Annotated in this window: 17 protein-coding genes and 5 pseudogenes; 8 read left to right on the top strand and 14 right to left on the bottom strand. The window is 54.9% G+C overall.

Translation table 11 applies throughout. The annotated features are described in order from the left end of the window. Positions 1–11: 11 nt before the first annotated feature. Entirely contained in the window at positions 12–674 is a 663-nt protein-coding gene (locus tag AC1MEW_RS21205) for a hypothetical protein (protein ID WP_480423538.1), read from the top strand. 128 nt (positions 675–802) lie between these two features. Here AC1MEW_RS21205 and AC1MEW_RS21200 read toward each other — a convergent pair whose 3' ends face one another. The 6 genes from AC1MEW_RS21200 to AC1MEW_RS21175 form a co-directional block, all read right to left on the bottom strand. Continuing rightward, positions 803–1,723, bottom strand: a complete 921-nt coding sequence (locus AC1MEW_RS21200; RefSeq protein WP_480423536.1) for an AbiTii domain-containing protein — start codon at positions 1,721–1,723, stop codon at positions 803–805. Positions 1,724–1,875: 152 nt separating this feature from the next. Then, a complete protein-coding gene (locus AC1MEW_RS21195; protein WP_480423535.1) occupies positions 1,876–3,132 on the bottom strand; it encodes a hypothetical protein in 1,257 nt (418 codons plus the stop codon). Between the two features lie 71 nt (positions 3,133–3,203). Then, positions 3,204–3,581: a hypothetical protein gene (locus tag AC1MEW_RS21190; protein WP_480423533.1), complete on the bottom strand. Its 378-nt coding sequence runs from the start codon at positions 3,579–3,581 to the stop codon at positions 3,204–3,206. Beyond that, positions 3,578–3,988, bottom strand: coding sequence for a hypothetical protein (locus tag AC1MEW_RS21185; protein WP_480423532.1), 411 nt, complete (start codon positions 3,986–3,988; stop codon positions 3,578–3,580). Before AC1MEW_RS21185 ends, AC1MEW_RS21190 begins: the two co-directional genes overlap by 4 nt. A gap of 161 nt (positions 3,989–4,149) precedes the next feature. Continuing rightward, on the bottom strand, positions 4,150–5,850 hold the full coding sequence (locus tag AC1MEW_RS21180; protein WP_480423531.1) for a hypothetical protein: 1,701 nt from the start codon (positions 5,848–5,850) through the stop codon (positions 4,150–4,152). Beyond that, a complete protein-coding gene (locus AC1MEW_RS21175; protein ID WP_480427303.1) occupies positions 5,847–6,740 on the bottom strand; it encodes a hypothetical protein in 894 nt (297 codons plus the stop codon). Before AC1MEW_RS21175 ends, AC1MEW_RS21180 begins: the two co-directional genes overlap by 4 nt. Before the next feature lie 370 nt (positions 6,741–7,110). Between AC1MEW_RS21175 and AC1MEW_RS21170 the strand changes: the two genes are divergently transcribed. After that, complete coding sequence (locus AC1MEW_RS21170; protein WP_480423529.1) at positions 7,111–8,430, top strand: DUF6602 domain-containing protein; 1,320 nt, start codon at positions 7,111–7,113, stop codon at positions 8,428–8,430. A 1,087-nt stretch (positions 8,431–9,517) separates the two neighbouring features. On the opposite strand, the gene AC1MEW_RS21165 is transcribed toward AC1MEW_RS21170, so the two are convergent. The 6 genes and pseudogenes from AC1MEW_RS21165 to AC1MEW_RS21140 all read right to left on the bottom strand — a co-directional run. After that, positions 9,518–9,874, bottom strand: a complete 357-nt coding sequence (locus AC1MEW_RS21165) for a type II toxin-antitoxin system RelE/ParE family toxin (RefSeq protein ID WP_480423528.1) — start codon at positions 9,872–9,874, stop codon at positions 9,518–9,520. Positions 9,875–9,876: 2 nt separating this feature from the next. Further along, positions 9,877–10,167, bottom strand: a complete 291-nt coding sequence (locus AC1MEW_RS21160) for a type II toxin-antitoxin system ParD family antitoxin (RefSeq protein WP_480423526.1) — start codon at positions 10,165–10,167, stop codon at positions 9,877–9,879. Between the two features lie 208 nt (positions 10,168–10,375). Further along, a complete protein-coding gene (locus AC1MEW_RS21155) occupies positions 10,376–10,591 on the bottom strand; it encodes a hypothetical protein (protein ID WP_480423525.1) in 216 nt (71 codons plus the stop codon). 558 nt (positions 10,592–11,149) lie between these two features. Then, complete coding sequence (locus tag AC1MEW_RS21150) at positions 11,150–11,326, bottom strand: hypothetical protein (protein WP_480423524.1); 177 nt, start codon at positions 11,324–11,326, stop codon at positions 11,150–11,152. Further along, on the bottom strand, positions 11,319–12,455 hold the full coding sequence (locus AC1MEW_RS21145; protein ID WP_480423523.1) for a hypothetical protein: 1,137 nt from the start codon (positions 12,453–12,455) through the stop codon (positions 11,319–11,321). The genes AC1MEW_RS21150 and AC1MEW_RS21145 overlap by 8 nt, the downstream gene beginning before the upstream one ends. Positions 12,456–12,922: 467 nt before the next feature. Further along, positions 12,923–13,081 (bottom strand): annotated as a pseudogene (locus AC1MEW_RS21140) (IS630 family transposase); the annotation flags it as partial. On the opposite strand from AC1MEW_RS21140, the pseudogene AC1MEW_RS21135 reads away from it, so the two are divergent. After that, positions 13,073–13,290, top strand: a pseudogene (locus AC1MEW_RS21135) (IS630 family transposase); the annotation flags it as partial. The pseudogenes AC1MEW_RS21140 and AC1MEW_RS21135 overlap by 9 nt on opposite strands. An 8-nt stretch (positions 13,291–13,298) precedes the next feature. Next, positions 13,299–13,541 (top strand): annotated as a pseudogene (locus AC1MEW_RS21130) (IS66 family transposase); the annotation flags it as partial. On the opposite strand, the pseudogene AC1MEW_RS21125 reads toward AC1MEW_RS21130, so the two are convergent. Continuing rightward, positions 13,537–13,767: pseudogene (locus tag AC1MEW_RS21125) on the bottom strand (transposase); the annotation flags it as partial. The pseudogenes AC1MEW_RS21130 and AC1MEW_RS21125 sit on opposite strands and share 5 nt — an antisense overlap. A gap of 319 nt (positions 13,768–14,086) precedes the next feature. On the opposite strand from AC1MEW_RS21125, the gene AC1MEW_RS21120 reads away from it, so the two are divergent. The 4 genes from AC1MEW_RS21120 (at position 14,087) to AC1MEW_RS21105 (ending at position 19,378) form a co-directional block, all read left to right on the top strand. Next, a complete protein-coding gene (locus AC1MEW_RS21120) occupies positions 14,087–17,056 on the top strand; it encodes a LodA/GoxA family CTQ-dependent oxidase (RefSeq protein WP_480423522.1) in 2,970 nt (989 codons plus the stop codon). Beyond that, on the top strand, positions 17,056–18,210 hold the full coding sequence (locus tag AC1MEW_RS21115) for an NAD(P)/FAD-dependent oxidoreductase (RefSeq protein WP_480423521.1): 1,155 nt from the start codon (positions 17,056–17,058) through the stop codon (positions 18,208–18,210). The genes AC1MEW_RS21120 and AC1MEW_RS21115 overlap by 1 nt, the downstream gene beginning before the upstream one ends. A 387-nt stretch (positions 18,211–18,597) precedes the next feature. Beyond that, positions 18,598–19,110: a DUF6367 family protein gene (locus AC1MEW_RS21110; protein WP_480423520.1), complete on the top strand. Its 513-nt coding sequence runs from the start codon at positions 18,598–18,600 to the stop codon at positions 19,108–19,110. 73 nt (positions 19,111–19,183) lie between these two features. Next, positions 19,184–19,378: a hypothetical protein gene (locus AC1MEW_RS21105; RefSeq protein ID WP_480423519.1), complete on the top strand. Its 195-nt coding sequence runs from the start codon at positions 19,184–19,186 to the stop codon at positions 19,376–19,378. 610 nt (positions 19,379–19,988) lie between these two features. Here the strand turns inward: AC1MEW_RS21105 and AC1MEW_RS21100 are convergent. Continuing rightward, a pseudogene (locus tag AC1MEW_RS21100) lies at positions 19,989–21,015 on the bottom strand (IS110 family RNA-guided transposase). Positions 21,016–21,343 lie beyond the last annotated feature (328 nt).

The following is a 21,343-nucleotide window of genomic DNA, read 5'->3' as shown; positions in this document are numbered from 1 at the left end:
TAGGAGTAGAAGTGAATGGGCAGATCAATAACGTAAACAGGCTGATGCCTGCGATCGCGAGATCCTTTATTGACCACTTTGACGAGAGCCGTGAGTACAGCGACCTGCTGCGTCTGAAGGAAGAAGCAGCGCGTAATTTCTACGCCATGCTTCTGGATTGGAAGCTGAACAAGTACAGAGTGAAGCAGACCATACGGTTGACGCTTCGGTACTGGAAGAAGCTCGTGGAAAACAGTGGCCACGATTACGTGTTTGTGGGCCGCTGGGGTGACACGACCTACCGGGAGAGCAAGCACGAGAGCTGGGTGAGAATCTCGAAGAAGGATGACGCTGAGCGGATCAACCTGGCGATCGTTCGTCTCAAGGACGAAGACGACTTCTTCGACAACAAGATATTCAAGTTTGTCGAGGTCTTGAATGGTGTAGGCGCCTTGGATCCCGGCTTTTACAAACTCATGAAGTACGGCACGGCGGATGACACCAAGATCAAGCTCATACGCGACGGGTATAGCCATGGGCTGGCGGACTTGATGCTTGAAAAATATCCCGACACTGTTCGAGCCACGCTTGGTGGCGAGATCGAAGTGAGTCCTCGGCTCGTCAACAGAATGGCCGAGAATCAGGAGAGCGATTTGCTGATATTCGAGGCCAGGATGAACCTAAAGCCCGCTTGATCAACGCATGGTCTGATGCCTGGCAGGTTGAGCAGGATAGCCTGCCAGGCAGCTCTTTACCGGTTCTGAAACTGCGTGTATCGCCGTATCCAAGGGGCACGTTGGTGCACGTCTGGGTAGACCCAAAGCTACCCGGCGAGGCCGAGGTATGCGGCGATTGCTTTTGCAATGCCGGCAGCGGCTGCCTCGATGCTTACCCCCGCCACGCCTGAAGCGGCCTTTGCGGCGAGCTGACCAATCCAGGCACCTGCCGTCTTCTTTTTCACCTCTTCGTTTCCAGTTGCAAGTGCCTGTTCAATAGCCTCCTGGAGACCGCGGGTATCTCCAGCGGTGAGCCCCAGTTCCAACAGCCGAGCTTGAAGAGTCTGCCAGTTACCAGGTTCGATGCCCATTGCTGACGTTTGGCTGAAATCAGAGCTGGCGTTCGCAACGTTGCCCACGTTGCCAGTGATGTTGGTATTGAAGATCTGTGTCATTTTCTCACCGCTTAGTGGTGGTTGGCTGCCCACTGGAAGTTCTCCAGCGTTTGGTGCTTCTCGCTCAAGGTCGATCACAAAGCCAAGCACCCTGGTTTTAACTGAGTCCATCAACCTAACAATGGCTCCAATCGGTATTTCTTTCCAGGCTTGGAAACATTGCATATCAGGGGTGAGCGTCGATGCGTAGTGAACGGCGAGACCTACGGGCCATGGCTCTTGGACACTCCCTGACGTTCCCTCCGAGAGCAACGCTACATAGGCGCTGATGCTGCTGCCCATGTAGGCATGGCGATAATGCTCTTGGAGCTCAGTTGGCAGCACCGTGACAGGGATTTGAAGCTTGTGCGCCTGGCGGAAGGCACCGGTGAATGACCCGTACGAATCAACCCGGACTATCCGGTAATCAGGCAGAGCAGTGACGTTGGGGTAGCCGTTCAACTCATGGTCGACCCAGTCCGCGAACGCTTGATGAGAGATGCGGGCTGCAAGGAGTTTGCACATCCGTAGCAGGGTGGGGACATCATGATCCTTGGCTATTGAGGCTGCTTGTATGTCATGGATGAGGGACATCGGATGGTCTCGGCTGGAGGTTGCGCTGGGTCGGGCGCAGAGAGGACTATAGGTTACCGCTTCTGGATGGCACTTGACCGACAAGCTCATTGATGGTGCTGAGTCCTCCGCCGTAGCTTTGGCTTAAAGCGCGTCGCCTAAGAACGGCGGACTCACTCCGTGGAGCCGTAGCGGGCTTGCACCTTGCTGATGCCCATTTCAGCCAGGTATTCGGAGTATTCCATTAACGATCGCTGCTTCACCTCGTGGTTGAGGTAGTCGACCAGATAGAACACTGGAAGCGGCAGGTGAGGCTCCGGGACATCCAGCGCCAAGCGCAACTGTTGAGTAGCCCCATATAGCGTTGCAGTCACAGTGATTGCTGCCCGTCCTCCGGGCTGATTGACTTTGGTGAGAACGAATACGTGGTGATTGTCCGGGGCAGCGTTGAGTATCGCTTTTATCGAAGCATCCTCGACTATGTCGGCACTCAAGCGAGGAGTGCCCGTCAGTATGCTGTCCTTGATCTGCCGAAAACCGAGATCGCTCACATAATCTCGGCCTAGGTAATGAGCCAGCAGATTGATGCCAATCTTCGCAATTACACGCTCTATCACGCCGACGGTCACCGTCATCCCTACCGATACGATGGGCCCCTCGGTGTCCCTGGTTACCTGAGAATCAAATGAAAACTGCTCGACTGCGCGGGCGAAGAAATTGAGGGCATCCTCGACCGTGGCTTTTGAGGTCTTGAGCACGATGCTCCCATTCAGGTTCTGGAAAATCGTCGCGGCTGGGGTCGCGTCTCCTGCGTCAGCTTCATCGTAACGCTCCAGCCATAGGCCTCTACGAGGAGGCTTGGCCTGAAAGCTTGATTCAGCCGCCTGTGTGAAGGCCTTGCCCGCACGATGCATGGTAATGGCTTCGTACCTCAGCTCATGTTCTGGGCCTCGCTTGCGAATGCAGGTAACTTGACTGTCTTGGAGCAGGGTCGACAGAGACGTGACGAAGCTGCGCAGGTCGTCTGGGGCTGCGGCAGTGGAGTCAAAAGCATTCTCGCCGGTTATCTTCAACTGTGGTAGGACTATCGGCTTGGCGTGCTGCCCGAAGTCAATTTCATCCGGGTATCCTGATGCATTGGCCATCTGTTTGCGCCGCGCCTGGATACCTGGCGCAGCGGTGCGCTTACCTCGATCACGGCCATGCGGCTGCAGGAAGGCGCGAGCGAGGGCGATCGGTGAACTGCGCAGCACCTCTCGCTCCAAATTGCCTAGGATGTCGGTGTTGCATCGCTTGCACACCATCTCTACTAGCAAGAAGCGATCGTCATCGGCTCCAAGCCCTGCACTGATGACATGCTCGTCAGAGAAGGGGCCTGGCCTATCGCAGTAGATGCATAACCATGCAGAGGTTGTCGATTGAGTGGTCAATGGGTAACTCCTGCATGCCACCTATGGGAGGGCCGCTCTGCGGATATTGCCTGGAGCTGGCCCATAGCTATTCAATTCCGGTATGCCCGCCAGTACTCAACCACATGATTGAAGGCGTCCATGTAGAACGCTTCTTCGTTGTTAACATCGGCGCCGCATCGACGGGCCATGGTGAAAAAATCGGCACCTGGCATCCAATCATCTTGGTGCACAACCAGCGCAGTCAAAAAGCCTCGACCCTCGGAATACTCTTCTGTGGATATCTCATCGAGCAAAAAGCTAAGCCGGTGATCATCGTGCGAGATGGCTAATGGAAGCTGAGCAACGAGCTCCCCATAAGTCACTAATTCCCGGTTCTTGAGGCGAGCCCGCCTCACCAGCAGGTTTCGTGCAGCGGTTTTGGCTTGAGCCCAATCCGAGTCTGGGAAGCCGTGTGTATGACCGATCATGATTGCTTGCTCGGGTCGAGGTCTAGATGAACATCCTTTGCATCTATCACCATGATCTGCGGGTTGAGGTCGTGCAAACGATGTAGCTCGGCATGATCTTTAAGCAATTTTGCTACGACTGCGAACACCGCTTTGTTAGTGACCTTCTGTTCGGTGCGCAGGTAAAACATCGCATGGGGGAGGTCACGTCGGATGTTGTCTTGAGTCGTGATCGTCCGGGCAAACCTTGCCTCTTCCAGCATCTGGTGGACTTGGACGTAGTGACGTTCGTGGCTGAGCTGTACGCGAACGATGAACTCTTTTGAGTCGAGACGCGGGAGGAGGGTGTGCGGGTTGCCGTTACCCGCTTCGATGTTGGCAAGCAGCTTTTGCGCCAGGGTTAGTTGAGTGTTGTCATCGACCGACATTAGAAACATTCCTTGGAGGTGACGAGGGGCTACTCGTGAGCAGGGTTGAGATACACAAAACACCTGCTGGAATGTACCAATTTCCTTGGCGTTGTCTATCTCAAGGGGGGGGGCGAGTGGTCGGGGAGCCCTCGTCTTCCATGATGAGGGGCGGAGGGCGATCAGACGGGCAACTGTTTGGGGGCCTGATGTACCCGGGCGAGCTTCGCGAGGTACCACGTAGGCATGGGATGACGGTGCAGCCTGGCCGAAATAGCCATCAGTACTTCCCACGGCGTGTTGTGCCAGTCGAAATCCTCAGGGGACGCAGCCTGACTCGGTACCTTCACGGAGGCTTCAACTTCTTCTGCCGTCGTCTGCCGGAAACCGGCCAGCCCACGTGACACACCCACGGTATTCACGTAGTCCCCGGAGCTCGTCAGCGTCTGCAGCGCTTTTTGAGGGAACCACCTCTCCTTGGTCACGCCTTGCAGGTTCGGCACAATCTCAGCAGACAGCTGATCGAGACTCTCCTGATCCCCCAGCAGGGCGGCCATGGTTCCCAGCAGTGGCACTAACGTCGTGGTTTGAAAGAATCGTTCCCTCTGGCGTTCTTTTCCATAGCGTAAAGCCATGGCGTCTTCTAGGTCATCGGTGTCTACGGGCATGATCTTTTTCTGCTGAAGAGCCGCTTCAAAACGATCTATGCACTCGCGCAGCATCAGTCGGGTGCTGGCGGTGTCACCCACGGCCGCGATCGAGGCCATGGCTAGCGAGAGATCAATGGCCTGTCCGTCATAGACCGGCAACAAGCAGCCGTTGTGCGCATTGATGAAGGACACCAGGTTCCCGTGCATGGCCACGATGGTTGCTGGATCGGCCTTCAATGCTCGCAGTAACAACAACGTTGTGCCCAGCCGGCCGAGCTCTTCGCAGATCAAGTCGATGTAGAGCACCTGATCCGGGCGGTACCGCAGGACATTCCGACGATTGAGAAGTGACGGCATCACGCGCTCGTAGTACCGCAGCAGGGCATCGGAATGGAGCTGGGCAAGCGTTTCAAAACGCTTTAAGAATTGGGTGTCGTGCTGAAGGCCTTGCGTGATCGATTCGCCCCACAGGCGGAGCAAAAGGTACTCGCCCGCGAGAACACCTGGCTTCTCATTGCCTTCGCTTTCACCCCAAACGAGCAGTACGGCCCATCCCATCGCTGCAGCAGCAGCTCGCTTCTGGAAACGATTCTTGCGCGTTTTTTCGGATACCTCTTGGTCATCCTCAAGTGTGGTCATGCAGTCATCGACAAACCGAACAAATCTGGAGAACGAGACGTGCGTGTCCTCAAGGCCAGCCAGTGCTGCTCTCAGATCGGACTTGCCCTTTCCGAGCAGCAGCGCATCGTCAAAGAGATGCTGCTCAATGAGCGGACTCAACTGATCCATCCCCCAGAAATCCAGCGAGCATAGGGGTGAGAACTCAGACACCTCTTTCGACAACCCGGAATAATCCGACTGCGCGTCTTGCTTCAGGACGCCGTTGGAGACCAGGACAATCCGCTTTTTCAGGCCACGCAAAGGCTCTGGCAACCGATTACGGACGTACTCGGTCGACGCCTGGCGGATGGAAGGCAAGATTGCTTGCTGGGTGCTGTAGAAGTCGCTCCGGCTTACATCCCCGAATTTGATGACGAACAAAAAGACTTCCGTCTCCCCCTGGGTATCCTCCTTGGTCGACATCACGTCGACGCCACCCTGATTCACGCCGACCTGGGCACGGCTCAGCACCGAGTGGCCCATGGCTTGGAGAAGATCTGGGAGGAGGGCATCCAGTTCATCGCGTTCGCGAAGCCCCGAGAGGTAATGCGAGAGAACCAGCTGAATACTCATTGGCTATCGTTCTCCCAAAGATTAATCACGATGTGTCCGTAAAGCAGCGGATCGGCAGTCCAAGTCTGAGGCAATTCCGCACTCATTTCGTGAGTGAACATGGGAATCATCGCCTCCACCGTTTCTTGATCATTGTGGTACTCCACAGCCACTTGATTGGAGTACTTGAAGTGCTCTGCCGTCATGAACATCTCGAACAGGGACTGGCCGTGAGCCTGCTCTGTCACCGCGCGACTTTCATTACGGCGAAGGTAGCGCAAGCTCCGGCGCATTTCCGAAGACATCTGGAGCTCGACAAGGTGGGGCAGTGCTTCCAGCTCATGGAGTTCAGCAGCAAGCCTCTCTGCCAGATTCTGGGCGAGTGGCGAGTCAGTAAACGGTGATGATTCTGCTTTCAGAAGACGTTTGCAGGTGGACGGGTGCTCCACCGCCAGGAAGTCGATGACCCGGGACGTGGTGCTCGAAATCAGGGGGCTACGGGGCAGGTCTTCGTTCACGCTCAATAGCCAACCGAGTGCGACGGCGACGGGGACATCCAACGCACACAGCCTGCGTGCGACAGTGGTAGCGCATTGCTCTGTCGCGCCGACTAGCGCAAACCTGACCAATTTTGGATGTTGCAGGTAATGGACGCTGACCTCGTGGGTTAAGGCCTTGCTGAGCTTATAATGGCCCTTGTCACCGATCCATTCGCAGGCTGCCAAGACGAACAGATCAGTAGCTGCGATGTGGCGCAGGCAGTCCTTTGACTCCTCGGCCAGGGTATCGGTGTCCACCCCAGATGCCTCAACTTCGCGCCAGAATGCATAGAACTCTTGTAGCAAGGCTGGGCCATCGTGTTCGTGGTCAGTTCTGTAAAGGCGGAGGTAAAAATCGTTGAACCGCATCATTTCCACTTAAGTTGGCTCCGGGGGCGTGGGTATGTTGCTCTACAATCCGGATGATACCCCCACGGCGTGGGATACGGAGGATGGGTTCATGCGACGGACATTGTGCCGCATGCTTCGACAGATTGATCAGGAGAAGGGGGATTCTGCACCTCATGATCGCACCATGGCGCGCTGAACAGCTTTCAGGGGACGGTCAATGCACTCGGCCATCAAACAAGAATGGCTTCATCAAAGAGCAGGAGCCATACGCCCGTATTTCCGTCCTGTCTGAGATCTTCGCTACACCGAAGGCACACTGCCCGAGCGGCGGCAGACGCAGTATGCAATCTTAAATTCCCAGTTATTCTAAAACTACGAAATAGGCGGGTAGATGAGCCTGAAAATAATAGCGGATGCTTTAAAAGCGATCATGGATCGAGAGAAAGAGATTCTCAATCAGCATGAGGTTAAGCATGGTCCTACGATTGGCGATATGTACGAGGGGCTGACGAAATCACTGCTTGAAAGGCTGAACTTGTCCGGTCTGGGGTTGAAAGTTGTTTCTGGATTCATGAGAGCCGGCGAGGAGCTGTCAGGGCAGCTAGACTGCATGATTGTTCTGGGTCAAGGTCAGAAAATCAATTATCTGGATAAGTACGTTTACCCTGCTCGGCAAGTGCTGGCCGTGATTGAGATCAAAAAGACTATCTACGCTCGTCAATTTGAGGATGCGTATGGGCAACTTGCAGATGTGCTACGCGTATCCAAGCTGGATTTAAAGCGTCAAGAAGAGGAAGGAAGTCTGAAATTTAGCACTCTTCGTCCTGCCTTGGAGTATATGAAAGTGTTTGGAGAAAGGCCGCCTAAATATGATGATAAGAAGGTGCTTGGTTTGAATAGGCGGATGGTATATCAGTGGCTGGTCGATGAGCATTTGGCGCCTCTGCGTATCGCCATTGGGTATTACGGGTTTAAGACGCAGTCAGGTTTTAGAGAGGCCATAGGATCTTTTTATGAAGCTAAGGAAAATTTGGCAGGTTATGGTGTTCTGGACATGCCGAGCTTGGTGATTAGCGAGAACTCATCAATAGTTAAGACAGCTGGTTTGCCTTACAGTGGAGCTTGGCATGATGAGGCGGGTTGGTTGTGGCTGTGTTCAAGCGGCGCGAATCCAGCCCTCCTGCTGCTAGAATTCTTGATTGACCGTATTGAAAGAGTATTGGGTGTGACAATTGACCGTGGCGACGATGTCAATTTGGAGCTAAACAATCCTCTGGTCTCAAGCTTGCCTTTATCTCTCAAGGACAGAGTTCTACGCGTCACTCACAATATAGTTCCTGCCGATGAAATATACGAGAGCGGTGGTGTTGAACAATGGGAGCCTTACAGATTGACTCTAGAGGAGAAGGAATTGCTTGAGCTGGTTTCTGCTCGTGGAAGCCTGTTGGTGGCGGGGCAGATTATGAATTCCTTTAGAACTCGACACAAGATCATAGATGCTAGCTTATTTATAGGAAAAATGTTGGCGGCAAGGGTGGTTTTGCGAACAAATGGTGAACTTGCTATTTATCCTGGTATGGTGATTGTGAAGGTGCAAGATGAGTTTTATTGTGCTGACAACTCTGGCGGGAGATTTGCTCAGTGGGTTAGCCTTAGATTCGGGAAGTCTTATGATGAGACAGTCTACTTGGAAGTGGGAGAAATACTCTGAGCTCAATCTTCGTAATGCTGTTATGAATGGCTCGTCTCTGATCTCTGCCTCAGCGTAGGCGCTGGCTGAAGGGAGGCTTGGAGGCAGTCCCATAAATCAGCTTGACGTGGATTTTAGAGTCAGCAGGCGACCGCACAACTCGATTGGAGCACACGCCAGGCTGGCATCGGTATGATCAATGGGGGCGGGCACCAACCCAGCGCGCATGTTTGGGGCGCGACAGATCACGCCTGAATTCGGTATGTTGCGCGCCAATATCGAAAAGTTGGATTGAATCCCTCTATGTCAATTGCAAATCGTTCGGCGGCGAGCAGCGAGTGATTTTTCAAGAAGGGGATTGTTGAGCGTTAGGCTGGGGGCATCCTTTTCAAACCATCCAAAGCATGCCCTCAGATGTGCCCCCAATGTAGCAATTCACTGGAAGTGAATGGAGCTCCATGGTTTGTGGAAAGGCAGAAATGATCAGGTAAAGAGCCTATCCGACGACACCTAAAGACTCTCAGGGTCGCCAAAGAACATTTTGACTTGGCTCTAGGACGGTGTTTACAGCCCAAAAAAAACTAATTGTGCCCCCAATTTTGCCCCCATTCGCACCGGGTGCGCGAGCGATCGCGAATGGCGATTTCTGACGCGGACCTGGGTGGCCGTGGCTGGTATTCAGTGCGCCTCCGTATACTGGATGACCAACCCGAATCCGGCAAATCCTTGGTGGTTCGATGAGTCGATATCCTTAATCGGAATTGTCCAGGCTGTCTTTCAGCACCTGTCCTGAAATTGGCATCGCCAGATACTCATGCTCTGCGCGATGTTGCAATGGCGCTGGTTGTAAGGAGGATTGATCCGCGTGTCCATCGGAAGTTGGGGCGTAATGCCAGGCGTCTAGATACGCAATCGGCGTTAAAAGTGCGGGGCAAAGTTGAGCATCGTGTTTGTGGTCGTGGATCTCGATAGTGCACTCGGGCCTAGACCCTTGTGCTTCAATTGGCCGTCGAGTCGGCTGGTAGCGTGGGGGTTGAGGTTGAGATCTAGAGGGAGCGTCTCACCTTCGTTGTTCCTGGCCAGTCATGTCTGTGTTCTGGATCGCTGATCAGTCATCAGGCACATGCAACTGCACTTCCATGGCGTCATAAAGGAGTCGGACAATCTCAATCAGGTCGTCGTTTGCCATACGATAGAACACGATATGGCGTGGGCTTTTGACCGCCCCATGGGGGTGTTTGGCCTGCTGGCGTGAATAGATGAGGTGATAGCTGCGAAGGCCCGGTGCCAGCTCATCGCGTTCGTGGCTGCCAATGCGATAAGGCGTGTCGGCAATCGCTTGCAGCGCCGCGAGGATCAGCGCCTGATACCGCTGGCGTGCTTGATCGCCGAACCGCGTCTGGGAGAGCCTGAGGATGTCGACAATGTCAGCGCGCGCCGCGTTGGAAATCCGATACTGCGGCATGCTCAGTGTTTCTCGCGCGCGGGGAGGGTGGCCTCCAGGCTCAAGCCCTCGAGGTAGTGCTCCAGATCCCCTTCGTTCACCTGAGTAAAGCGCCCGTGTTCAAGATCCATGATGCCGATCGAGGTCGCCTGACGCAGGGCCTCAATTTTGGCGATGTCTTCGGCGACGCGCTGCTCCAATAGGCGCAAACCTTCTCGCATCACTTCGCTGGCATTCTGATAACGGCCGGACTGCACCAGGTCCTGGATAACCTGTTCCTGGTGAGGGGTGAGCACAACGTTTTGCGTCGCCATAATGAGCTCCAGCTTTTGGCAAACAGGTTCTTTCGAACATTGGCATATTATGCCATTTTACCCGCGAACACATAGTTTGAGAGCTGTATCTGACGAACTGTGTCGTATGGGGTCATCCTTTGCGCCGAACAGCGTGTACTGGCCCCGGACTGCATGCGCACAAAGTCCAAAAAAGGCTGTCGCAGGCGGGACGTCGGAGCTGCGTTGATCAGTGTGGGCCTTGGGCTCTCAGCTTGGCCAGGCACTGTTCGATGTGTCCGGCGTTTTCACCGATCGTATGAAGCGCGCTGCGGACATTGCCACCAATATCCGTCGCACCTTGGCGCTCGACCCTCAAGGTCAGCTCCATCAGGGCTGCCTCTAAGGCGAGCTGGTTTTGGTAGAGGCGCTCAAGGACATCAGGCCGCGAGTATTCAGTGGGCATAGGAGGACTCGAAAGCGTAGCCGCGGGGAGGGCTTACAACAAAAGGCCCGCCAGGGTGTTTGCTTACGGTTCTCAGGCGCATCACCGAAGAAATAAGTAAGAACCAGACCGGTTGGGCCTGGTTCTGATTTTCATTAGTGCATTAGTTCAAGATGCACGTGACATGAACTCGCCGATCCACTTATGCAGGGCTGTAACATCGGCTTCAAACTCATCAAGTTCAAGAGCGCTGCTAGGCATTTCTTCATATTGAGCATGTTCGAATACCGAATATCGTGTCATCAGGTCATCAGGTCATCAATGAAACTGCAGTCTTCTTTCGTCACTTTGGCAACCTTGTGTAGCTTGCCCTAGGTATTTATCGCACGTCTGAAGCGCCCAACGACATCAGCCAAAAGTATGAACTCAATCGTCTTCTCGACGATGATCCTCAAGTCGCTGTTGTTGTAGTGATGGGTTGAGTCATAAAGTTCTCGGCTATTACGGTAAGGCGGATTTAACACTGGTTGCTAGCACGAGAACATCAGCCGGTAAATTTAATTTTTGGGTGCCGTCAAGTTATAAGCCCAGCTTTGCTGGCAACATGCAGTTACTGAGAAAAAACACGTTCAGTCCGGTGAAATCCAACACCAAAGCGGGTAGCAATGAGCCGATCTGACCGGCGATTTTCGTTTGAAAGTATGGAACAAAGTCGTATGGTTGCAAATTATGCCCGCCCTCATCTTTATCAAGCACGACAGTGACCTGAACGTCGGCAGGCTGGAGTGCGAGATTCATAATCGTGCTGACGTTTGACATCGTGGTAATTGCGGCCAAAGGAAAAAATTTTGTTGACCACTACCTGTATATGCGCGGCAGCACCTTCGGTATAGACGTGTTCGTTTCCGCCGGCCCCTGACATCGTCCAGGCCGAGGTGGCTGTCGTGGTTTGCGTGATAGTAAGTGTGCTTTCATTAAAACTAAAGGAAAAAGGGTTTTGCGAGAAATCGAGAGTGAATTCTCTGAGCGTCACTGGTTTCGGAGCGCTGTAATTGACACTAAAGATTCGATGGCCCGAGATCGTCACCCCAGGCCCTGATGGATCAGCCAAGGTCAAGTTGGAGAAATTGCTCGCTTGAAGAATCCTTGTTAGATAAAGCGATTGGAGCGTTGACTTAGAGACGATCATGCTCGCGGTGTAATTTTCTGGAACTGGCACTGTTTCTTTGTTCCCAGGCATAAAGGTAGGTACAAGACTGCCCGGCGGATTTCCTGTATTCCAAGCCTGCAGATAAACGCTTAACACACCGCTATCGCCGGCACCTGCGGTGGCGAAAACAAATGATAGTGGGATCAGCACCTGTGCAGTGCGGTCGGTGCCAGGAACATTAGCCGTATTAATGCTCGTAAGTGTGTAAGCCAATTCGTCGACCGAATTTTGGAAATAATTAGTCAGCACTGAAAAAAAGTAGGGGCCGAGAGGATTTGCGTTGCCAGCGCTTGGCGTCGGCAATATAGCCCAATCGGTATTTTCGGTGGTCTTGAAATGCAGGCCCAAGTGAGCAACCTCAGGCATTCCAGAGACGATAGAGCTGTTGTCGAAGTTCAGGATGGCTCCAGCGTGGGCGGTCTGCTGTCCGTCGCCGCTGACCGCGGCCAAAGGGAGTGTGAGCTGAATGCTATAGACGTTGGAGGGGAAGTCTGTCTGGGCGCCAGGTGCCCCACCCTGCGGGGTAACCGAGTAATTGCCAGAAATTACCGGCATCAGCAGTTGAACATTGCCACTCGAACCAGCTATGAAAGTTAGTGCTGGCGTTCCAAGTAACACGTCGTATGTGACGCTTACATTTTGGCCTGTCACGATGTCTTGCTCTACCACCGTCACTTTCACTTCGTTGACGGCTGCCTTACTATCGTATCTGGTCTTCAATATTTCGTTAATCGAACTTATTCAGTACGAAACCACGGCATCCCATCCCTCCGTACACGGTCCGCTACTCATTAACTACAACAGAGTGGGTAGTGGGGGTAGCTGGTTGACTGAGCTAGATTGGATATTAGAAAGTTTGACTTCCTCGTTTTTTATCTGTTTTCATTGAGTCAATGTTTAGGGGCGGTAAACGGCCAGCCAAGAGCAGAGCTTCTGCCCCGTTATCGCAAGTATTTTATGCAGAGTTGTTGGTCTGAAGTAAATAGCGTGACCCCGTCAATCAAAGTCGTAGTGGAAAGCAATTTTGTCTGCGGCGCGACGGTAAATTTGTCTGCAAGGCCATGTTTATCGATTGTTTTTGAAAGGTTATAAAAAAACAAATAGTTGGAGGATGGTAAATGTCTTTCTAGTGGCCTGAGTGGCTAATACGTTGATTTATTTATTGTCGTGCTCAGCTTTGCCTTATGTGCCGAACTGATGATGGACTCAGCTGTTTTGCTCCATTTAAATGGCTCGACCGTGTGCTCATTATGACCTTCGATAAATTGACGGATAGCCGCTTTCAAATCGGCCACGCCGTGGATGGCCGGTTTGCACAACTGGAAAGGCAAGCAATGTACCGGGCTGTTTTACCAGCGTCGCGGAGCTGAAAACGGGCATTCGTCAATTCATCGAGGCCCACAATGAGAGCGCAGCAAGACCATTCAAGTGGAACAAAAAGGCTGAGTCCATCATCAGTTCGGTGCATAAAGCAAAGCTGGGTGAGATTAGAAATAGATTTTTGAATTAACCGCTCAGGACACTAGCGAGCAGTTGGACATCGTGCAGATGTAAATTCAGGTGCTCAAACATATCCGCAAAGTCTACGATTGTCATGGCTTCGGGACGGCTCCGGTTACCGCTGACAAGCCATCACAATTGATCGAAAAACGCATGGCCAGCCCTAGTGTGTTAGCCATGTTGTTGACCACCAAATACGTCGATGCCCTGCCGCTGCGCAGCATCGAGATGGTGCTCAATCGACACGGCATCGATATTCCATGGCCGGGTCGCTCAGCGAGAAGCAATTCTGCAACAGGTGAATGCGCAGCATGGTTTCCAATGGGTAGGGTTTGCGGCCACCGCCAGCCTTGGGGTAATACGGCTCGATCAAGCCCAGCAAGCCGCTCCAGGGCACGACCTGATCCCTCTCGGCGAGGAATCGTTAGCGGCGGGTTTGCTTGCGCTTGCCGGCGTATTCAAAGTCGAAAAAACTCATCTGGCTCATGGGCAGCTCGGATCAGGTGGTGAGAACGTATTTCAGAACGTTCGAGGACTTGTTCGTTTCCCTAAACGGGCACCCGGTTGTCGGCATCCCTGGACGATTTGGAGCTTGAAAGGCTTCGGATAAGAGGTTCGTTGGAGCATGGCGATCCACTTATTTTGGTTAAAAATTATGTCCACTTAATGAAGTTTATCAATCCTTACGCATATTTCATGGCAAGTTGCCTTCACGCTGATAGTGTGGGAGGCACGATAAAGATTTCAGTGTCGAAGACCCATCCCTCCAGTCCCTCGCCGGTGATTAACCAACAGGAAGCATGAACATGAGCAATGAAACCGAACCGGTTCCACCCTGTTTTGACCGTCCCGACCAGGCCCCTGAACGACTCACCGAGATGTTCGTGGGCATCGGTCAGGAGAACCGCATCAAGCTGGGCCAATGTCCCGCCGAACGGGCAGTTTTCCGCAAGTTGCATGGCGTGGCCAGCGGCCGGCTGGTGATGGAAAAGGATATTCCGGCGGCGTTGAAAGTGGGGGTTTTCGCCTATGAAAACCTCAGCGCGTGGGTGCGTTTTTCCAGCGATACCACGCCGACCTCGCCCGACCTGGGCAGCACCGTCGGCATTGGCATCAAGCTTTACGGTGTGCCTGGGCCCAAGGCGCTGGGAGATGATGGCAATACCGCCGATTTCATCCTGCAGAATTTCCCGTTCTTCTTCGTCGACAACGCCAAGGAAATGGTGGAGTTCACCTACGCCGGGGTGGTTGCCAAAGATTACCCCGGCTATCTGGAAAAACACCCCAAGACCAAAGACATCCTCAACCAGATGGGCCAGAAGGTCGAGGGCAGCGTGTTGACCACCCAGTATTGGGCCATCCTGCCATTCCACTCCGGTGAGCAGCATTACGTGAAATACCGTCTTGACCCTGAGACGGCGCCGCAGAACGTAGCCAGCGATGATACCGACTACCTGGCCACCGACCTGAGCCGCCGTCTCAGGCAACGCGAGTACCGCTTCCGCTTCATGGTGCAGTTGCGTACCAACGATGCCAGCATGCCGCTGGACCAGGCGACCGTGGAGTGGCCGGAGAGCGAAAGTCCCTTCGTGCACGTAGCCACGCTGACCCTGTCGCAGCAGGATATCGCCACCCGCGGCCAGGCCGAATATGGCCAAGGGCTGGCCTTCAATATCTGGCGCGTGCCGCCGGCGCAGGCCCCTGTGGGCTCTATTGCCGAAGCCCGTAAAGTGGCTTATGCCGCGGGCGCGCGGCTGCGACACGAAGCCAACGGCCAGGGCTTGCAGGACCCGCCCGAAGCCCGCCCGGCAGGATCGTGCCCGTATTCAGGTGCCAAGCCGTCAACCACCGCATTGCGAGATGCAGGCCCCTCGGATGATTGCATCGTCAAGGCGGTCATCTACCCGTCGATTGGCGTGGCGCGCATCGGCTCCAGTAAGTCGGAATGGTTTGTCGGCCCCGAGGTGCCCAATCCTGCGCCAAAACCCGCCGGTTTCTACCGTGACTCCAAGAAGCATCTCAAGCGCCAGGCCGCGCGGTTTCGCCTTTACGGCGTCAATGCCAAAGGGCAGATCGTGCGCGAACTCACCCCTGACAATGCCGACATCCGCTGGCAGGTACAACTCGCCAACACCAAGGCGGCCTGGTACGGCTTTCAGTTGGCACTGGATATCCCGGAGGCGGCGTCGGCTCCGCCCACCAGCTTGCGCAACGCCGCTATCGCCGACCGCACTCAGTTGGCGATCACGCCCCGCGAGCGCACCGTTTCAGGCAAGAACGCCGCGCCGGAAAAGTTTGATGACGGCCAGTTCATGGGCAAGAACGTCTGCCTGGGCGAAACCTTTACCGATGAAAACGGCCGCCTGATCGTGTTGGGTGGCCATGGAGTTTCTACCTCCTGGGACCACAGCCGCGCCATTACCTTTGCCAACAACGAAGGCTGGCATGACGACGTGTCTGACGGGCCGGTGAAGGCCGAGGTGGTCTACGAGGGGCAGGCGCTGAGGGTTGATCCTGCCTGGATCATCGTCGGGCCACCCAACTTCGGACCGCAAAGGAAATCCGTGCGCACCATGTGGGACTTGATGCGCGACGTTGCGATCAAGGCCGGTATGCTGCCGATGCCGGTACGCCCGAGTTTTACCTTCGACATACTGCCTATCTTTGAAAGGCTGGCGGGCCTGCAGTGGGTCAACGCTGGCTTTGCCGCCGGCTTTGGCTGGAAAGGCGCCAACGATCTGACCAGCCCGCAAGCGCTTGCACGTTTGTCTGACGCCGGCGTCGCCCATGCCGACCTGCGGCGTACCATTGCCAATCAGTTCCGTAACAACGCGGTGGACGGTTGGTCGCCCAAGCCCTGGCCCTGGTTGTACGGTGACGCCATGGCTACGCCCGGGGCCCACACGCCACGGCAGAACAGCTCGCTGAGTACGACCCAGCTGACCTTCCTGGCCGAATGGGCGGCCGGTAACTTTGTCGAGGATTATGACCCCAATCGGGAGTGGCCAAGCACTCTGGACGACGTGTCGCTTGCCGAACGGGGCGATACCTTGACCCAGGCGGCCCTAGAGTTCTGCCTGGCCGACGCCTTCCACCCCGGCTGCGAAATGACCTGGCCGGTGCGGACCCACACAATGTATTCGGCCCCGTTCCGTTTTGCCCACGCGCTGGACGGCTGGATCGCCCCGAGCATGGGCGAGACCATCACATACGATGCGATCAGGCTGAACCACGGCCCCCTGTATGGCCAGCAGGCCGGCGGCCTGACGCGCTGGATGGCCGTGCCCTGGCAGGCCGACTCCGCCAGCTGTCTTTCCGGCTATGACAAGAACTATGATCCGTATGTGCCTTCGTTCTGGCCAGCACGCGTGCCCAACCAGGTGCTGACCCGGGACAACTACGAGATCGTCATGGACCGAGAAAATCCGCTCGGTGAACGCTTGGCGGCCTTCGCCAACCGAGCCTCGTGGATCGAGCCGCTGGGCAACACCAGCTACCCGGACCAGATCAGCAACATGATCCGCCACTTTGATCATCTGGGGGTCGTCGAGGTCCAGCCTGGCCCTGGCGACGACGAAAACTTTCCCGCCCATATCGAAGTGGAAGACCAGCATGTGCTGATCAAGGACCAGGCCGACCCCCGTGTCCGGCACCACGGAGCGATGCACGATGAGCCACGCTTGCAGGTGGGCGCGCTGACAGGCCCGCGGGCGGAATCACTGGACGTGATGACCATTGAAAAGACCCGGCGCTTTCCCCAGGGTCTGCCGAGCTGATGTCGGCACCTGCTGGCCTGAAGGCCGATGTGGTGGTGCTCGGCAGCGGCCCTGCCGGGTGCTCCCTGGCGCTGAACCTGGCGCCGTTTCATCACGTGTTGATGGTGGATAAAGGCGCGGGAACGGGGCTGGGTATCGGCGAGTCGCTGCCCGCTGCCGCGGGCCGGCTGTTTCGGGACATGGGTTTACTCAGCGCCTTTTTGCAGCAGAACCATGCCCCCTGCTATGCCAGCCGCGGTGCCTGGGGCAGCTACGAACCCTGGGAGCAGCACGCCATGCGCAATCTGGACGGTCACGGCTGGCACCTGAACCGCGCGCTGTTTGATGCCTGGCTGTTGCGCGTCGCCCGGCAACGGGGGGCTGCGCTGTTGCAGCACACCCGGCTGCTATCCGTTGAAAGCCGCCTGGGCTCTGTGCCCTGGCGGCTGGAGATGGAACGATCAGGTCAGCGGCTGAGCGTGGACACCCGCTTCGTTGTCGACGCCAGTGGCCGCGGCAGCGCCTTCGCCAGGCAGTTGGGCCATAAGCGTATTGCCAAGGACAAACTGATCTGTGGCTGGTTGTTCGGGCAGGACTGCGTCGGTGGTGGCATCAGCGAGTTGCATGCCGAAGCTGGGGGTTGGTGGTACAGCTCTCCACTGCCCAACGGCAGGCGCTTGCTGTCTTTCTACACCGACGCCGATCTGCCCGCGGCGGCCTCTGCCCACAGCGTCGATGGGCTGCTCAAGCGCGTGCAGACCGTGCCCGCGTTGCGCGATGCGCTGGCGGCAGAGAGCTTTTCCGCCAGCGGACAGTACGGCTTTTGCGCGGCCCATGGCGCGACCCTTGACCAGACCGCGGGTACCGATTGGCTGGCGGTGGGCGACGCGGCACTGTCATTCGACCCGTTGTCGGCCCAGGGCGTATTCAATGCGCTTTACACAGGGCTTGCGGGGGCACAGGCGGCGCATTGCCGGTTGAGCGGGGAGGCTGGGGCGGTGCAGGGTTACCTGGGTGAGTTGCAGCGAATCGAAGCCGCCTACACGGCCCATTTACAAACCTGGTACCACGAGGAGCGCCGCTGGCAAGACCAGCCGTTCTGGCAGCGACGCCAGGCTGTGCCTGTTCAGGATCAACACCCCATTAATCATCCCGCAGACGTTGTCCACCGCTGATATTCAGGTACTGAGTCGCTTGAATGCCGGCAGATGCTGAAGGCTCCGACGGAAGGAGCCAAGTCGATCTACATTGAAGATCGGAACAACCACGGTATCCGTCCCGCAAACCTCCACTCCATAACTACCTAGGCGCTTGGTGATCACGATACCACGCCTTGCGAAGTGAGCACGTATCTCGGTGGTGGAAAAGATTTTCTAGGACTGTTGGCCAAGCTAAAGACAGCGGAGCTGTCCAGGCTTGGAGACGGTTTTCAAGGGCGCGTAGTGCGTCCTGAAACCCTCGATATCTCTCGCAAAAAAAAGCCGACGACTCTAGCAAGTCGTGTCTGGAATGCCCTGATGTAGACTGAACATTTCATCCTGCCAGAGAGGAGAACGGAAGACATGAGCATCAGCGATTATTTGAAAGAGGCGTTGAATTCTGGATCGGATGATGAGCTTGATGAGATCACCGATGTGTACGTGACCTTGCCTGAAGAGGCGATCATTTGCCTGGCTATCTCGCTTGAGGGGAATTGGAAGGAAATCGATAACGTTTGGTCGGCTCGTCTAGACGCAGCAGATCCAAAAAACAAAGCAAAATGCCATGTGCATATTGCGAAAACCAAACATAGATCGTCTAAAATCAAGCAGGTCGCTTGGAATGATGATGGTAGTCGGCATGATAAAAAAACATTTGACGTCCAGCTCGGGCAGAGTAAGAAGGTACGGGCGATAGCTAGGGAAATTTTGGGTCTTGGTGACACCATAAGTCTCGAAAGCCTGGAGTCCAAACAGCTTGTTGAGATGCCGCTCGTAAGCAGCACTCCGACCTTTTCGACCGATGGGAAAGAAGCCGCTATAGAGCTCTATGTGGAAACCACCACCGCCCGCCTTCCTGCATGGCTCCGATGGTAGCTTTAGGTGAAGTGGACGATCGCCCTGAAGGGCAGACCACTATTTTCCCCTATGAAGAAGCAAGCGCGTATGAATGACTAGGCTACTGATGATTGACACAGTAGGTAAATATCTGGGCAAAACCACGAAAGAGAAATATCAAGATCAGACCAACGTACAGGAAGATACTCGCGAAGGTATTTCCGATCCGCTGAAATACAAAAATATTTATGAATATCTGCTTGGCGTAGCTAATAAAGCCGAAGAGAAAGAAGTCCATGTCAGATAATTTTGGTAGACAACGACGTGCCTGACACATTTGTTAATCGGTACAAGGCTTACATTGTTTTTCACTATAGTTCTACTGGAGAAGATGGGCTGGACGTGGGGCTGATTGACGATATTGAACAATAAGTAATTAATTAAGGTATGGGTAAGCCGGAGGTGATTTGTGTGCCATCTCCGGAAAAATGCATTTAGTGAAATGCACGTATTATATATTGTCCTTTAAAGCAATCCATGGGTTCGGCTATTCCTAATGTCACTCAACCTTATGAAGGCATGATTTCTTACTATGATTCAGCGGTGTGAGTGATCTGGCCTAGATTTCGTATATACGTCTGAAGGACCGTATATGGACTCCCCCTCATTGCAAGCCCCGTTGCTCTGGCGCCCGTGCCGACTGCATACGTATATTCGGCCTCTAAATACGGCATCGTTTCGATGCAGGGCCATGATGGGCTATTCGCGCGCCGGCTCCCGATCGCTTTTTCGTGCTTTTCGCACTTGGACATTCAAGGGTTTTGCCGACGCCGGTTCGACCGGTTTGCCATCGTTCAGGTTGCTTCGCAATCGTGGTTAAGAGTTGTTTCTCTCGTAGAACACGTCGGGTAAATAGATCAGGCCGCTGCCTGATTCGGTTGGTAATCAGTGCCGTGACGCAGCATCGCCCAAGCCATGCGTGCAGTTTTGTTGGCCAGCGCAATAGCGGCCACATTGGGATGCGATCGCTCGGCTAAACGAACGGCCCACTGGCTGAACCGATCCTCTTTGGATTTGGCTGTGCGTAGCGCCGAGCGTGCGCCATGCACCATCAATGTTCGCAGATACGTATCACCGCGCTTGCTGATACCGAGTAGTCGATCCTTACCACCAGAACTGTGTTGCCTCGGTGTCAGTCCCAGCGAGGCGGCAAACTGTCGGCCATTGGCAAACTGACGGGCATCACCGAGAGCGACGACGAGCGCTGTGGCGCTCATTGGACCGACACCGCGCAGCTGTTGAAGGCGAACGGCGGACGGCTCGTTTGTCGCGATCGCAGTGATCTCGCCGTCGAGCTGGCAAACACGCCCATCCAGCGCACGAAGGTCGTCCCACAAACCATCCAGCAGACGACGAAAGCGTGCCGTCAAACCGTTATCCGCATCCCCTAGCCAGCATGGTATTGCACGACGCAGCATCAGCAATTCCTTCGGTGCAACGAGACCGTACTCGGTGACCAGCCCGCGGATCTGATTGGCTTTGGCCGTCCGCTGTTCGATTAAGCCGGCCCGGATGCGATGCGTCGCCTGGATATCGTTCAATGGTCTTGATGGCGACGAAGCGCATGCTGGGACGGCTCATCGCTTCACAGATCGCCTCGGCATCGTTCGCGTCGTTCTTGTTGCTCTTGGCGTACGGTTTGACGAACTGCGGCGCGACCAGCTTTACCCGAAATCCGTGGGCTTGTAGCTGCCGAGCCCAGTGATGCGCACCGCCACAACTCTCCATCCCGATCTCACAGCCAGGTTCGATCTTTTCCAACACCGTTTGCAGCCAGCGATCACGCGGTAGGCGCTGCCGCCAGACGGGTAGCTCATGACAATCCACGCCGTGGATCTGAAACACGTTCTTGGCCAGGTCGACCCCAATTCGCATAAGCTTCATGTGTGGACTCCTTCTCACCGTTGACTGTGGTTCGCACTTTCAGTCTGGCACTCAAGATGCCGAAGTGAGGAGGAGTCCATCCCATTGCTTTTGGCCGATTCTGTTGAAAAAGTCGGCTTCGGTTTTTACGGCAGAAAAGTACGCGTCGGAGATTGAAATCTGTGTTTTGAGCAGAAGGTTTAGGGCTCAGATTTTACATAGCAGCGTGCAAAAATGGCGCATTCACCGTTCAATGCGTGGGCAGTCAGGCCGGGTCGACTTTTTCAACAAGATCGACCCAAAGCAGACGCTCAAAGTGCTCGGCCTCTCAAAAGGAAACTCAGAGTGA

The sequence above is a fragment of the Pseudomonas sp. ASL4 genome (genome assembly GCF_056680395.1).
The sequence above is the reverse complement of the archived record's forward strand: the minus strand, read 5'-3'. Positions and strand labels throughout refer to the sequence as shown.